The 14,047-nt window shown below is 60.0% G+C and carries 14 protein-coding genes and 1 riboswitch; of the genes, 11 read left to right on the top strand and 3 right to left on the bottom strand.

Going from position 1 to position 14,047, the window contains the following annotated elements; genetic code table 11:
* Window positions 1–2 precede the first annotated feature (2 nt).
* Together MED193_RS19035 and cobJ are read left to right on the top strand one after the other, a co-directional pair.
* A complete protein-coding gene (locus MED193_RS19035) occupies window positions 3–719 on the top strand; it encodes a precorrin-2 C(20)-methyltransferase (RefSeq protein ID WP_009811403.1) in 717 nt (238 codons plus the stop codon).
* Window positions 716–1,480, top strand: a complete 765-nt coding sequence (cobJ, locus tag MED193_RS19030; protein WP_009811402.1) for a precorrin-3B C(17)-methyltransferase — start codon at window positions 716–718, stop codon at window positions 1,478–1,480. The genes MED193_RS19035 and cobJ overlap by 4 nt, the downstream gene beginning before the upstream one ends.
* On the opposite strand, the gene MED193_RS19025 is transcribed toward cobJ, so the two are convergent.
* Entirely contained in the window at window positions 1,477–2,217 is a 741-nt protein-coding gene (locus MED193_RS19025; RefSeq protein ID WP_009811401.1) for a cobalt-precorrin-6A reductase, read from the bottom strand. The two genes, cobJ and MED193_RS19025, sit on opposite strands and share 4 nt — an antisense overlap.
* On the opposite strand from MED193_RS19025, the gene MED193_RS19020 reads away from it, so the two are divergent.
* The 7 genes from MED193_RS19020 to cobF all read left to right on the top strand — a co-directional run bounded on the left by MED193_RS19020 (window position 2,216) and on the right by cobF (window position 8,625).
* Window positions 2,216–3,436 (top strand): bifunctional cobalt-precorrin-7 (C(5))-methyltransferase/cobalt-precorrin-6B (C(15))-methyltransferase, encoded by a 1,221-nt coding sequence (locus MED193_RS19020; RefSeq protein ID WP_009811400.1) that lies wholly within the window; start codon window positions 2,216–2,218, stop codon window positions 3,434–3,436. The two genes, MED193_RS19025 and MED193_RS19020, sit on opposite strands and share 2 nt — an antisense overlap.
* Entirely contained in the window at window positions 3,433–3,810 is a 378-nt protein-coding gene (locus tag MED193_RS19015; protein ID WP_009811399.1) for a cobalamin biosynthesis protein, read from the top strand. The genes MED193_RS19020 and MED193_RS19015 overlap by 4 nt, the downstream gene beginning before the upstream one ends.
* Window positions 3,807–4,601, top strand: coding sequence for a precorrin-4 C(11)-methyltransferase (cobM, locus tag MED193_RS19010; RefSeq protein ID WP_009811398.1), 795 nt, complete (start codon window positions 3,807–3,809; stop codon window positions 4,599–4,601). Before MED193_RS19015 ends, cobM begins: the two co-directional genes overlap by 4 nt.
* Window positions 4,594–5,910, top strand: a complete 1,317-nt coding sequence (locus MED193_RS19005; RefSeq protein ID WP_009811397.1) for a cobyrinate a,c-diamide synthase — start codon at window positions 4,594–4,596, stop codon at window positions 5,908–5,910. The genes cobM and MED193_RS19005 overlap by 8 nt, the downstream gene beginning before the upstream one ends.
* Window positions 5,907–6,659 carry a uroporphyrinogen-III C-methyltransferase gene (cobA, locus tag MED193_RS19000; protein ID WP_009811396.1) on the top strand — a complete coding sequence of 251 codons (753 nt, stop codon included), beginning with the start codon at window positions 5,907–5,909 and terminating at the stop codon, window positions 6,657–6,659. Before MED193_RS19005 ends, cobA begins: the two co-directional genes overlap by 4 nt.
* Before the next feature lie 118 nt (window positions 6,660–6,777).
* Window positions 6,778–6,996, top strand: a riboswitch (cobalamin riboswitch).
* 60 nt (window positions 6,997–7,056) lie between these two features.
* Window positions 7,057–7,734 (top strand): energy-coupling factor ABC transporter permease, encoded by a 678-nt coding sequence (locus MED193_RS18995; protein ID WP_009811395.1) that lies wholly within the window; start codon window positions 7,057–7,059, stop codon window positions 7,732–7,734.
* Between the two features lie 108 nt (window positions 7,735–7,842).
* On the top strand, window positions 7,843–8,625 hold the full coding sequence (gene cobF, locus MED193_RS18990) for a precorrin-6A synthase (deacetylating) (RefSeq protein WP_009811394.1): 783 nt from the start codon (window positions 7,843–7,845) through the stop codon (window positions 8,623–8,625).
* On the opposite strand, the gene MED193_RS18985 is transcribed toward cobF, so the two are convergent.
* Together MED193_RS18985 and MED193_RS18980 are read right to left on the bottom strand one after the other, a co-directional pair.
* A complete protein-coding gene (locus MED193_RS18985; protein WP_009811393.1) occupies window positions 8,622–9,488 on the bottom strand; it encodes a DMT family transporter in 867 nt (288 codons plus the stop codon). The two genes, cobF and MED193_RS18985, sit on opposite strands and share 4 nt — an antisense overlap.
* Window positions 9,489–9,525: 37 nt before the next feature.
* Window positions 9,526–10,914, bottom strand: a complete 1,389-nt coding sequence (locus MED193_RS18980; RefSeq protein WP_039966406.1) for a PLP-dependent aminotransferase family protein — start codon at window positions 10,912–10,914, stop codon at window positions 9,526–9,528.
* Window positions 10,915–11,214: 300 nt separating this feature from the next.
* Between MED193_RS18980 and MED193_RS18975 the strand changes: the two genes are divergently transcribed.
* Complete coding sequence (locus tag MED193_RS18975) at window positions 11,215–11,496, top strand: DUF983 domain-containing protein (protein ID WP_368072274.1); 282 nt, start codon at window positions 11,215–11,217, stop codon at window positions 11,494–11,496.
* A gap of 188 nt (window positions 11,497–11,684) precedes the next feature.
* The gene (locus MED193_RS22385; RefSeq protein WP_083790504.1) at window positions 11,685–13,835 is read left to right on the top strand and encodes an ATP-binding protein; all 2,151 of its coding nucleotides are present in this window, start codon (window positions 11,685–11,687) and stop codon (window positions 13,833–13,835) included.
* Window positions 13,836–14,047 lie beyond the last annotated feature (212 nt).

Here is a 14,047-nt window from a genome sequence, read left to right as displayed (position 1 = left end):
GCATGGGAAAAGTCATCTGCGCAGGTCTGGGCCCGGGCGATCCGGAGCTGATGAGCGTCAAATCCTGGCGCGCCATTCAGGGCGCCCGCCATGTGGCCTATTTCCGCAAGGAAGGTCGTAAAGGGCAGGCCCGCGCCTTGGTAGATGGCCTCTTGCCGGACGGCGTCATTGAGCACGCGATGGAATATCCGGTGACCACTGAGGTCCATTTCTCTGATCCCGAATACAATCGGGTCATGGCCGCCTTCTATGACCGCTGGACCGATACCCTGGCAGAGATCGCCGAAAGCGAAGATATCGTGGTGCTTTGCGAAGGTGATCCCTTCTTTTATGGCTCCTATATGCATCTCTACACGAGACTTCAGGGCCGCGCAGAACAAGAAATTATCCCCGGCATTACCGGCATGTCTGGCTGCTGGACGGCCACCGGTCAGCCGATCACCTGGGGCGATGACGTATTGACCGTGGCCATGGCCACCCTGCCTGAAGAGGAACTGACCCGCCGCATCCAGGAAACGGACGCCTTGGTGGTGATGAAAATCGGCCGCAACCTGCCCAAGCTGCGCCGTGCCCTGCGCGCCGCCGGCAAGGCGGATGACGCTTGGCTGGTGGAGCGCGGCACCATGCCCAGCCAAACCGTTCAGAAACTCTCTGAAATCACGGGAGAAGTGCCCTATTTCTCAATTGTTCTGATTCACGGACAGGGGCGCAGACCATGACAGAAACGACTGCCAAAGGCTGGGTCAAAATTGTCGGCCTAGGCCCCGGAAATGACAGCATGGTCACCAGCCAGGTCCAAGAGGTGATTGAGGAGGCCACCGATATTGTTGGCTATATTCCCTATGTGAAACGCATCCCCGATCGCCCCGGCCGCACACTGCATGCCACCGACAACCGGGTTGAGGTAGAACGCGCCACCCATGCGTTGGAGATGGCCGCGAGCGGCAAACGTGTGGCGGTGGTCTCTTCGGGGGACCCAGGTGTGTTTGCCATGGCCTCTGCGGTTTTTGAGGCCCTGGAAGAGGCAGGGAAGCCCTCTTGGCTGGATCTGGACATTCAGGTTCTGCCCGGCATCACGGCGATGCTGGCTGCCTCAGCCCGGATTGGTGCCCCCATGGGGCATGATTTCGCCGCCATCAACCTGAGTGACAATCTAAAGCCCTGGGGGCTGATTGAAAAACGCCTGCGCCTGGCAGGCGAAGCAGGGTTTGCCATGGGGTTTTACAATCCGCGCTCGAAATCGCGCCCCCATCAATTCGCACGCGCCCTAGAAATCCTGCGTGAGGCCTGTGGTGGCGAGACGCTGATTTCTTTTGCCCGCGATGTCTCCAAACCCGGTGAGACAATCACCACCGTCACCCTAAATGACGCAAGGCCGGAAATGGCAGATATGCGCACCGTGGTAATCGTCGGCAACAAGGACACCCGCCGCATTGGCCCGCATATCTACACCCCGCGCTATGCCCGGGACGAGGGCTAAGCGGGAGTATGAGACAGCCAAGCCATCACCTCTGCCACATCCCCGTAGATCTTGCGCGGGAGCACCTTTGGTCTGTCGATCATGATGATCGGCAGGTTGAGGGCGCGCGCGGCGGCGAGCTTGGCCGAGGCGCCGCGCCCACCGGCATTCTTGGACACCAGATGGGTGATGCCATGGCGTTTCAGCAGCGCAAGATCGCCGGCCTCGTCAAAGGGGCCGCGCGCGATCTCCACACTGCAGTCGGGCAGGGGCAGCGCAGCTTTGGGTTCATCTACCAGACGCAACAGATAGTGATGCTGAGGCCTGGCGGCAAAACCCGCCAAGTTCTGTTTGCCAATCGCCAGAAAGACCCGCGCCGGGTCCTGCGGCAGCGCCTGCACCGCCGCCTCAGTATCGCCAACATGTATCCAGTTATCACCCGCCGCCGGACTCCAGGGCGGACGCTCATAGGCACAGAGCGGCACCTCCCCCTCGGCGCAGGCCCGCACCACATTGCGACTCATCTGGGCGGCAAAGGGATGGGTGGCATCCACGACATGACTGATCTCTTCTTTTCTAAGGTAGCTCAGCAGCCCGCCAACGCCGCCAAAGCCGCCAATCCGCAGCGGCAGAGGCTGTGCCACCGGGTTGGCAGTGCGGCCGGCGTAGGAAAACACCGCATCCATGCCCGCTTCCGCAAGGGCCTTGGCCAAGTTGCTGGCCTCTGTGGTGCCGCCCAACACAAGGGTACGTGTCATGTCTGATCCTGTTGTCGCATCTGTCACCCCGCCGTGGCTGACAATCATTGGTCTGGGTGAAGATGGACTGGCTGGCCTCTCGGAGGCAAGCCAGAATGCACTGCAGGCGGCGGAAGTCATCTTTGGGGGGCCGCGTCATCTGGACCTGGTGAATGCCGGGACCAAAGCGCGGCCCTGGCCGGTGCCCTTTTCCACTCAGCCTGTGTTGGAACTGCGCGGCAGCCCAGTGGTGGTGCTCGCATCGGGAGACCCGTTCTGGCACGGAGCCGGGGGCTCTTTGATGAAGGATCTGGCAGCAGAGGAATGGGTTTCTTATCCGGGGCCATCCTGTTTTGCCCTGGCGGCGAACCGCCTGGGCTGGAAGCTGGAAGACACGTTCTGCCTTGGTCTCCACGCCGCCCCCTATGCCAAGCTCCTGCCGCTTTTGGGCCGGGGCACAAGGGTGATCTGCACCCTGCGCGACAGCAAGGCTCCGGCTGAACTGGCCAGCTGGCTGGTTGAGAACGGGCAACCAGATGCAAAGCTGCATGTAATGGAACGGCTTGGCGGCCCTAGGGAACACGTGCGCTATGCCCTTGCTCAGGACGGGGATCAGGACGGGGATCTTCCGCAAGGGGGGGCTCCGGTCCTTATGGCCATCGAGGCCATGCGGCCCGGGCTGCCGCAGGCTTCGGGGCTGGCGGAAATACATTTCGCCAGTGATGGCCAGATCACCAAACGTCCGATCCGCGCTCTGACCCTCTCCGCCCTGGCGCCGCGCCAGGGTGAGCTGCTCTGGGATATCGGTGGCGGGTCTGGCTCTGTCTCGGTGGAATGGTGTCTGGCGGCGCGCAGTGCTCGCGCCCTGACCTTTGAGCCCCGGGCCGAACGTATGGAGAACATCCGCGCCAATGCCGCGCGTTTTGGCCTGTCCCATCGCATGGCCGCCGTGCTTGGCAAAGCCCCTGAGGTATTGACCGGCCACGAGCTGCCCAACTGCGTCTTTATCGGCGGCGGTGGCTCTGAGGCCTTGCTGGAGCACCTCTGGATGATCCTGCCCGAAGGCACCCGGATCGTGGCCAATGGGGTCACGCTGGAGACCGAAACCCTGCTGATGCAGGCCCATGCCCGCCTTGGCGGACATCTGCTGAAGGCCGAGATCGCAGAGGCGGGTCCTCTGGGGTCCATGCGCGACTGGCGCCGTGCTCGCCCCGTAATCCAGTGGAGTGTCACCCGATGAAGGTGGCAGGGATCGGATTTCGCGCCAGCGCAACACTGGCCGACCTGCGCCAGGCTCTGGACCTGTTGCAGGCGCAGCCGGACGCGCTGGCCTCACTCCAGGCAAAGGCCGTAGCCGAGCCTTTAAAAACATTGGCCACGGAGCTGGGGCTGCCCCTGATCGCCTTGGCTGAAGAAGACATCGCCGGAGAACAAACCCTGACCTGTTCGCCCCGGATCAAGGCACGCTTTGCCACCGGCTCCCTGGCCGAGGCCGCCGCGCTGGTTGGCGCGCGGCAGGCCCGCTCCGGCGCGCGCGCGCGCCTCATCGCCCCCCGAATTGTTACCGCGAATGGCCTTGCCACCGCGGCTCTTGCAGAAAGACTGGATCCATGACCGTTCATTTCATTGGCGCCGGCCCTGGTGCCGCCGATCTCATCACCCTGCGCGGGCGCGACCTGATCGCCGCCTGCCCGGTCTGCCTCTATGCCGGCTCACTGGTGCCCGAGGCGCTGTTGCAGCACTGCCCAGAGGGCGCCAAGGTGATCAATACCGCAGCCCTGTCGCTGGATGAAATCATCGACCATATCACAACGGCCCATGAGGCTGGCCAGGATATCGCCCGGCTGCATTCCGGAGATCTGTCGGTCTGGTCGGCCCTGGGCGAGCAACTGCGCCGCTTGCGCGCACTGAACATCCCCTATGACATCACCCCCGGTGTGCCCGCCTTTGCAGCTGCGGCTGCAGCGCTGGGCTCCGAGCTGACCCTGCCAGGTGTCGCGCAATCGCTGGTACTGACACGGACCTCTGGCAAGGCCTCGGCGATGCCCGAAGGCGAAACGCTGGAGAACTTTGCCCGCACCGGGGCCACCCTGGCCATTCACCTGTCGGTACATGTGCTGGAGGATGTGATTGCCCGACTGACCCCCAGCTATGGCGCCGAGTGCCCGGTTGCCGTGGTCTGGCGCGCCACCTGGCCGGATCAGAAGGTGGTCAAGGCGACGCTTGGCACCCTGGAAGAGGCAAGCGGCGGGATGCGCGGGCGCACCGCGCTGATTCTGGTCGGACCGGCGCTTGGCAATGAGGATTTTGACGAGAGCTGCCTGTACGCGCAGGACTACGACCGGCGATACCGGCCGCAAAGCGCCGATAGCCAATGGGCCAACTGGAGCGAAGGCGATGACTGATTTCCCCAAAGGTTTGATGATTTCCGCCCCGGCCTCTGGCACCGGCAAGACCACCGTGATGCTGGGCCTGCTGCGCGCCCTGGCCGAGGATGGCCTGGCGGTACAGCCCTACAAGAGCGGTCCCGACTATATCGACCCGGCCTTTCACCTGGCAGCCGCCAAGCGCCCCAGCTTCAATCTCGACACCTGGGCCATGGATGGGGGGCTGCTGGATGCGGTCGCTCAACAGGCCGTCGGAGCCGAGATCTGCATCGGTGAAGGGTCCATGGGCCTGTTCGACGGCGTTGCCACTCGTGGCCAATCCGGCTTTGGCTCTTCGGCCGAGACCGCCAAGCGCATGGGATGGCCCGTAGTGCTGGTGATCGACGTGGGCGGTCAGGCGCAATCTGCCGCCGCCACCGCGCTGGGATTCAAATCCTACGACCCCGAGGTGCCCTTTGCCGGGGTGATCCTGAACCGGGTTGCCAGCCCGCGCCACGAGCGTCTGACCCGGTTAGGTATGGAGCGCGCTGGTGTCAAAGTACTGGGCTCCCTGCCTCGCCGTGGTGATCTGGCCCTGCCGGAGCGCCACCTGGGCCTCATTCAGGCAGTCGAGCACCCGGATCTGGAGGCGGCAATTACCGGCTATGCCAGCTTCCTGCGGGAACATGTGGATCTGGAGGCCATCAAGGCTGCGGCCCTGGGGGCAGCGGCCCCTAGCGCCAGCGCTCTGCCAAAACCGCCTGCCCAGCGTATTGCCCTGGCCCGTGACGCGGCCTTCTCCTTCACCTATCCACATCTGTTGACGGGATGGCGCAACGCCGGTGCCGAGATCCTGCCGTTTTCGCCGCTGGCAGATGAGGCCCCCGCAGCGGATGCCGATTTGGTCTGGCTGCCCGGCGGCTATCCAGAGCTGCACGGCGGCACATTGGCCGCTGCAGAGAATTTCCGAGCAGGCCTGCGCCGACATGCTGAAACCAAGCCCGTGCATGGCGAATGTGGAGGCTATATGGCCCTAGGCGAGGCCCTGATCGACAAAGAGGGCAACCGTCACCAGATGGCCGGGTTGCTGGGACTGGTGACCTCCTACGAGAAACGCAAATTTCACCTTGGCTACCGCCGTGCCGTGCTCCAGGCACAGATGCCGGGCTTTGAGGCTGGTGCTGCGTTGCGTGGCCATGAGTTCCACTACTCCACCATTCTGGATGAACCCGACGCCCCCTTGGCCAATGTCATGGATGCCGATGGCAATCCGGTGCCCGAAACCGGATCCATCAAGGGCCATGTCACCGGAACCTTTTTCCATCTGATAACCGGAGAAGGCGCATGAGCGGCTTTGTCAGTTTTGTTTCCTCCGGCCCCGGCGACCCGGAGCTGCTGACCGTAAAGGCGGTCAAGAGGCTGGAAGCCGCAGATGCAGTGCTGTTTGATGATCTGTCGTCAGGCCCTATCCTGACACACGCCAACCCTGAGGCCGATCTGGTGGGCGTGGGCAAGCGCGCCGGCCGCCCCTCTCCCAAGCAGGATCATGTTAGCCAGCTCTTGGTCGACTATGCCAAGAGCGGCCTCAAAGTGGTGCGGCTGAAATCTGGTGACAGCGGCGTCTTTGGCCGACTGGAAGAAGAAATCGCGGCGCTGCGCGGCGCAAATATTCCGTTTGAGATCGTCCCCGGCGTCACCGCAGCCTCCGCCGCAGCGGCTGCGGCCAATATCCCACTGACCCGGCGACTGACCGCGCGCCGCATGCAGTTTATCACCGGTCACGACGTCACCGGAGGCCTGCCAGACAGCCTCAACATGGCGGCCCTGGCTGACCCGGATGCAACCACCGTGGTCTATATGGGAAAGCGCACCTTTGCCGCCCTGGCTGAAAAACTGGTGGAAGCCGGCCTGCCCCCTGAAACCCATGCCCTAGTGGCGCTGGGTGTTTCGACCCCCGAACAAGAACTCAGCTGCCATACGGTTGGAGAGTTGCCACAGGTGCTGCGGCAAATGGAGACGACGGCGCCCGTACTCATCCTCTACGGCCCCCTAGCGGATAGCGATCTGGAAACCGACCACTCAACTGAGACATCGTAGCGCCACCGAATCTCTGCGCCACTTTGACCAGTGCAGCACCGCACAAAAGCAGGAAACGTGCCGTTTTTGGACCGCCAGCGTCGGTGCTGCATGATTGACAGATTGGCCCTAGATGTGAGAGCAGTGACCTATCGATGGTTCCACTGAAGCCCAAGGCTTTTGGATGAAAAGGGAATCCGGTGAGGTGTAGCCAAAAGGCGCCAAACCCGGAACTGCCCCCGCAACTGTGAGCGGCGAGCCACTGGGATAAGCCACTGATCTGCACAGCAGGTCGGGAAGGCCCCAGACCGGCCCAGACCCGCAAGTCAGGAGACCTGCCCTCGTGAGTTGACCATAGGTCGGCTGAACCACGAACCGCTACACATGTCGCCGGGGAAGGCGACAGGGAGACAGAGCTATGCATATCGAACCCGGCGTCGTCGACGCTGCAAAAATGACCCTCGCCTACGGCACCGCTGCAGGCGCGACAGCCTATGCGGCAAAAGAGACCTTCAGCGATCTGCGCAGCAGCGGGCTTGTGTCCTATGCGGGGCGCTCCGCAATTGCCGCGCTGGGTGTGTTTTTGTTCTTTGAAGTGCTGCCGCATTTCCCCGTCGGCGTCTCTGAGGTGCATTTCATTCTCGGATCGACCCTGTTCCTGATCCTTGGCGCAGCCCCCGCCGCTTTTGGTCTGGCGCTCGGCCTGCTGATCCAGGGGGCCTTCTTTGCACCCACCGACCTGCCAATGTATTTCGTCAACCTGACCACCCTGCTGGTGCCGCTGTTCGCGCTGCATGCGCTGGCCCGTCGGATCATTCCTGCCGGAACCGCCTATGTGGATCTGAAATACAGCCAAGCGCTGGCGCTTTCGGTTGCCTACCAGGGCGGCGTTGTTGCCTGGGTTGCCTTCTGGGTCTTTTATGGCCAAGGCTTTGGCGCCGAAACCATGTCTTCGGTCCTGACCTTTGGCGGCGCCTATATGCTGGTAGTGTTGATTGAACCCCTTGCGGACCTGGCAATCCTTGCCACTGCCAAGGCCCTGCGCGGCCTCGAAGGTACAGGCATGGTGACACCACGCCTCTACAAAGCAGCCTGATCGGGCCAATGCCCTGATCAAGACTTGATTTACCAAGAACACGGCCCCATAGCGGGCCGTGTTTCTTTTTGCCCGGCCCGCTATGGGGCACCTCACATGAGCAGTACTATGATCGAACTCTCCCTGATTGGCATTGGCACCGGCAACCCGGAGCACCTGACCCTGCAAGCGGTTCAGGCGCTGAATGCCTGCGACTTGATCCTCATTCCCAACAAGGGCAAAGGCAAAGACGATCTGGCCTCCCTGCGCCAAGAGATTTGCGCCAGGGTGATCAATGCGCCTGGACCACGCATTGTAGAATTCGACCTGCCCGTGCGCGATCCTGCGATTTCTGACTACACTGCACGTGTAGATCACTGGCACGATGCCATCGCCCAGGTCTGGATTGAGACCATTCGCGCCCAGCTGCCAGATGCTGCGGCTAAAGTGGGCTTTTTGGTCTGGGGCGATCCCTCGCTCTATGACAGCACCATGCGCATCGCTGAGCGACTAAAGGGCACTCAGAAGATCAGCATTGAAGTCATTCCCGGCGTGACCTCCATTCAGGCCCTGACAGCGGCCCATGCGATACCGCTGAACGAAATTGGCGCGCCTTACACCGTCACTACAGGGCGACAGCTTCGCGAAAGCGGCTGGCCCGATAGCGCCGATACTTTGGTGATCATGTTGGATGGAGAATGTTCGTTTCAGGCCATTGATCCAACCGGAGTTGAGATCTGGTGGGCTGCCTATGCAGGGATGGAAAACCAGATCAGCCTCTGTGGCCCCTTGCAGGCCGTCGCCGCTGAGATCATCGCCACCCGCGCCCAGGCGCGCAGCGATCATGGCTGGATCATGGATATCTACCTGCTGCGCAGATCCTCCGGCAAAGGCGCAGCGGGACGGGACTAGCTCTGCGCCATACGCCTGCCCGCCAGCCAAAGTGACGACAGGCCAGATAGAACGATCACGGCAAGCCCCAAAAGCGCCAGGACATCCGGGACATCCCCAAAGACGATCACTCCAATAAAGGTGGCAGCCAGAAGCTGACTATAGACCAGAGGTGCCACCACATTTGCCGGGGTGGTTCGATTGGCAACGGCCAGCAGAAAATTCCCGGCGGCAGAGCCCAGCGCGGAAACAAGAACCAGGCCTCCCCCTGCCAGATCTATGCTCTGTGGAATGGACCCCAAACTAAAGGGCAGCAGCACCAGGGCTCCGATAATCAGTTGTGAAATCAGCAAGAAACGCGGGCGATATTGTCCTGCCAACCAGCGTGTCGATACGAGGTAGGAGCCATGAAAACAGCCAGCCAACAGGGCAAACCCCATACCGATCTGCATGCCAAAGCCCGGCTTCACCACCAGTAGAACACCCGCAAAGCTCACCAAAAGCAGGGCCATCCGGCTGAGGTCAGCGCGCTCTTTCAGCAACAGCGCCGACAAACCAAAAGCGACGATTGGGCCAATAAAGAACCCCCCAAAGACATTGGCAATCGGCTCGGCTTTCAGCGCTGTCAGAATGCAGGAAATGCCAGCTGCGATCAGCAAAGCGCGCATGATGATCCGCCAATCCAGAAATCCGCGCAATTCAGCGGCGGTCAGCCCACTGAACGGCAACAAAACGACCGCAGCGACCGTGAACCGGGACCAAGCCACAAAAACAGGGCTAATGCCCTGTGCTGTCAGCACCTTACCGGCGGCATCTCCAATCACGATCAAGGTCATGGCCAAGACCACCATGCCAAGAATGCGCAGCGACAAATGGGAAGTCATCAAAAACCCCTTCTGGTGACGAGATCAGGCCCGCGCCTCACCCGAGCCAATCCTTGCGCAGGATCGCATCGCGCAGCGCAATCAGATCATCGCGCAGCTGCGCGATCCCGATGGGGCCACCCAGGCAAACGCGCAGGGCCTCGCTGGGTTGGCCCATGACCGTAAAGGCATCGCTCGGCATAATGCCGATCTGCCGGTTCGCCATACGGCCCATGACCTCTGCCCGGCTGGTACCACGGGGCAGCTCCACCCATAGGTTGAAGGCCTCCGGCGCGCCAGAGACAAAACAGCCGCAGAGCACCTCGCGCGCCAGTTCTTGCCTCGCGGTTGCGGCGCGACGCACGAAAGATTGGATCTCAGCGGCGGTGCCATCTTCGATCCAGCGCCCTAGCAGCGCCAGGCTCAGTGGAGAGGCCATGACATTGATGCTGCGCAGGGCCTGGGAAAACCGGCCCATCTCGGCACGTTGCGGCACCGTCGTATAGGCAAGCCGCAGACCCGCCCCAAAACATTTGGAAATCCCGGCGACATGCCAGGCCAGGTCTGGCAGATGAGTGGCAATCGGCGGCGGTGCGTCTGAGGCTACAAAGCGATAGGCATCATCTTCGATGAGCTGCACATCATGCCGTTTGAGCACCTTAGCGATCTCGTGGCGCCGGCTGTCGGACATTGTCTTGGTGGTCGGGTTTTGCAAGGTCGGGTTAAGGTAGAGAGCCGCTGGCCAATGTTCGGTAATGGCGCGCTCCAGCGCCTCGGGGCGCAGCCCTTCCTGATCACTCGGCACCCCAATCAGCCGCAGCCCCAACTGGGACGCAATGGCGCGTATGCCAGGATAGGTCAATGTCTCACACAGCAGGCTCTGCCCTGGTTCGCTCAATAGAGTCAGAATCGCATAGATGCTGGAATGCGCCCCCGGCGTGATGGCAAAGCGGTCTGGAGCAAAATTCAGCCCATTTGCCTGCATCCAGATCTGGGCAATCTCGCGGTCGGCGGCGCTGCCGCGCACGGATTGATAGCGCAAGAGTGGCACCAGATTAGCCGCCACATGGCCAAGACCATCAGCCATGCGGGCAATCAGTGCAGGATCCTCTGGCTCGGGCGGCATGTTCATCATCGGGTCTTCTTCCAGGATCCTGCGCGGATCCGGGGCTTCTCCTGCCCCCAAGCCCTTAGCCGTGGCATCTGGGGCACGTACAAATGTCCCGCGCCCCACAAAACTCTCGATATCGCCGCGCCGAACCGATTCTGCATAGCCTCGGGAAACAGTTGAGAAATCGACCCCAAGATCCTGTGCCACACCGCGCTGCGGCGGCAGACGATCGCCAGGCAACAACAGGCCTGCATCTATATCGGAGCGAATGGCATCCGCGATTTCCACATAGCGCGGCTTGTCCGACATCGGCAGCGTTGGGCTCCATTGTTTCAAAGGATTTCTCCCCAGTTGAGTCACTTCCTCACCCTGTCACCAGAATGCTCTCCGGCAAGGGTCTCCCAACCCCATACCCCTAAGTCCGCTAAAATTGCAACCACATTGATCGCATCATTGATTGCAAACAATTTTGAAACACTTTAGGGAATTGACGACAGAAGATCCAAGGTAGCGATGATAGATATGACCCAGCCTGAAACGACAGCAGCCCCTGCCCCAAAACCACAGCAGCGCGCCTGGAAACCCGCAGTTTGGCGGGGTGTGCAATTGCGCTGCCCCAACTGCGGTGAAGGAAAAATGCTAGAGAGTTACCTCAAAGTGAAGCACAGCTGCGATTCCTGTGGCCAGGAGTTGCACCACAATCGCGCCGATGATGGCCCAGCCTATCTGACCATTCTCTTAGTTGGCCACCTGCTCGGCTTTGCGCTGCACATCACCTATATCCAGTTTCGCCCTGACCCGCTCACGCTGGCCCTGATTATGTCGCTGGTGACCATCTCGGCTTCTCTTTTCATATTGCCGCGCATGAAAGGTCTGGTGGTGGCCTACCAATGGGCAAAACGCATGCACGGCTTTTAGGCAGCGTATTCCCCCCAAAAAAGTGCAGCCTCACGCCGCCCGACCGGTTTTCCAGAGAGCCTGGAAACGGTTCTTCGCATGAAAATTCTTGATCTCGGAGGAAATCACCCTACACTCGCAATACGGGTGTTTTGCAGTAAACCCCAAAATAGCACAGGTATTTCTTAGACTTATTTCATATCTTTCGCATGTTTAAAGGGGACGAGATGGCAGGTGACCATATTCTCCAGGCCAGAAAAGTACATGCAAAAAATATAAGAGAATCGTCAAACTGGCTTTTCTATTACTTTATGATCGCCGTCGGGCTGAGCATCTGTGCTGCGGCAACCCGCGCTATTCCCTATGGGCCGCTTTACTATATTGGCCTGCCTATTTTTTTGATATTTTTTGTGGCTCCGCCGCTAATTTTTTCAGGCACGAAGCATCATGCGAAGCGCGTAGTCCTGCTTATTCTTGGTCTATTCCTTCTCTCTATCACCGGACTTGTTTTTCTTGGGATCGCTTCGGCGGCCTGGATCATTCTGTTGACGACACCGATTGTTTCCGTGGTTTTACTCGGGCGGCGGGCGGCCTATGTGACTCTTGCCATCTCTCTAATCTTATCGATCAGCCTAGGGTACATGCATTCGGCCGGGCATCTGCACTCCAATATTACCAACTACGAAGACTACATTGGAAATTGGCGCAACTGGATGGTGATGACCCTGGCCCTGCTGTTTTGCGGTCTTGCCTGCATCAATTTGACCGAACACCTGCGACACCAGTGGGAACTCTCTAATATCGCACTCTACCAGCAGCATGACCAAATGCATGCCCTGGTCGAATATGCCCCCGAAGCCATTTTGATCTACGATATGGATCTCATGGTTTTTATCACCAGTAACTCACGCGCGGAAAAGATCCTCGGCTACCCACCCGAGGAACTGACAGGCAGAACCTTGCCCAGAGAAATAAGCCCTGAATATCAAACCGATGGGCAGCGCTCTGAAGACGCAATATCGGCCTACCTGCAGCAGGCCCTTTCCGGCGAGTTTCCTGTTTTTGAATGGCAATTCGTAAGCAAAGAGGGCGAGATACTTGAGTGTGAGATTTCTCTGGCCCGCCTGCCGCCTTTTGATCGGAAGCTTATCCGTGCCAGCGTGGTGGAAATCTCTGCCCGCAAAACGGAGATCTTAGAACGCGCAAAGATCCAGCAACAGCTCGCCACGTCGCAAAAGCTCGAAGCCGTTGGAAAGCTGACGGGCGGGGTGGCGCATGATTTCAACAACCTTCTTGCTGTCACTCTGGGAAATCTTGAGTTGCTAAAAGACGAAATTGAGAACCTGCAACACAAACAGCTCATCGACAAAAGCATTGCAGCGACGCTGCGCGGGTCAGATTTGACGCGCAATATGCTGGCTTTTGCCCGGAAGGCCAGCCTGGAGCCGAGCCCTATCGATATCAACTCGGTGGTGGAGGAAACCAAAAACTGGATCAGTCGCACCCTGCCCGCAACAATCGAGGTAAAGACCTCCTTGGGCGATGGGATTTGGCCCGTGGAGGCCGATCCTAGCGCGACCGAAAGCGCCTTATTGAACCTTATCCTCAACGCCCAAGATGCCATGCCCAAGGGCGGGAAACTCACAGTTGAAACTGCAAATGTCAAAATTGATGACAGCTACATAGATGCACGCCAAGAGGAGTTGCCGCCAGGGCAGTATGTGATGCTGGCGGTTAGCGACACCGGTGATGGCATTCCGCCAGAATTCATCGCCGAAGTCTTTGAACCCTTCTTTTCCACCAAAGCCTCAGGCAGCAACTCCGGTCTCGGGCTATCCATGGTTCACGGCTTTATGCGCCAGTCCAATGGTACTGTGCAGGTCTACTCAGAGCCAGGGGTTGGCACCACATTCAAGCTCTTCTTCAAGGCCGCGACACAGACCACTGAATGCGCGCCCCAACCAGAAGCACAATCAGATGTGAGCCATGGTGCCGGGCATCGTATCTTGTTGGCGGAAGACGATGACGCCGTGCGAGAGGTGCTGGTCAAGACCTTAGAAAATGCGGGCTATGACGTCATCGCTGCACCATCCGGAGACGCAGCAAAGGCGATTTTTGAAGCCGATCCCAGTTTCGACCTGGTGATTACAGATATTGTCATGCCAGGTCGGCTACTGGGCACGACCCTGTCTGCGGAACTCCGCCTGCTGGCGCCGGATTTGCCGATAATCTTCATGTCAGGCTATGCCAGCGAAGCCACCGTCCACGGAAACGGGTTGCGCCCAGAGGATATCCGTTTGATGAAACCCGTCCAACGCGCCAAACTGATCGGCGCCATCCAAAAGATCCTGGGCCAATAGCCCTGACCAGTCTCCCCCAGACTGGGCCATGCACAGCCCCTGGCCCTTTTCATAACGGGCGTCCAAAAGGGTCGAAGGCGCGTAAGCTTTGCGCTTTCCCAATTCTACATCTGTGCGTTGATCGCCGCCCCAACGGTCCGGCCTGTGGGAAGACACCCCGGTTGAGACCCACCCTGTTCGCAGGTGTCGGCAGGTTCAATCCAGTTGCACAA

Source organism: Roseobacter sp. MED193, from assembly GCF_000152965.1.
Classification (GTDB): Bacteria; Pseudomonadota; Alphaproteobacteria; order Rhodobacterales; family Rhodobacteraceae; genus Pseudophaeobacter.
The sequence above is the reverse complement of the archived record's forward strand: the minus strand, read 5'-3'. Positions and strand labels throughout refer to the sequence as shown.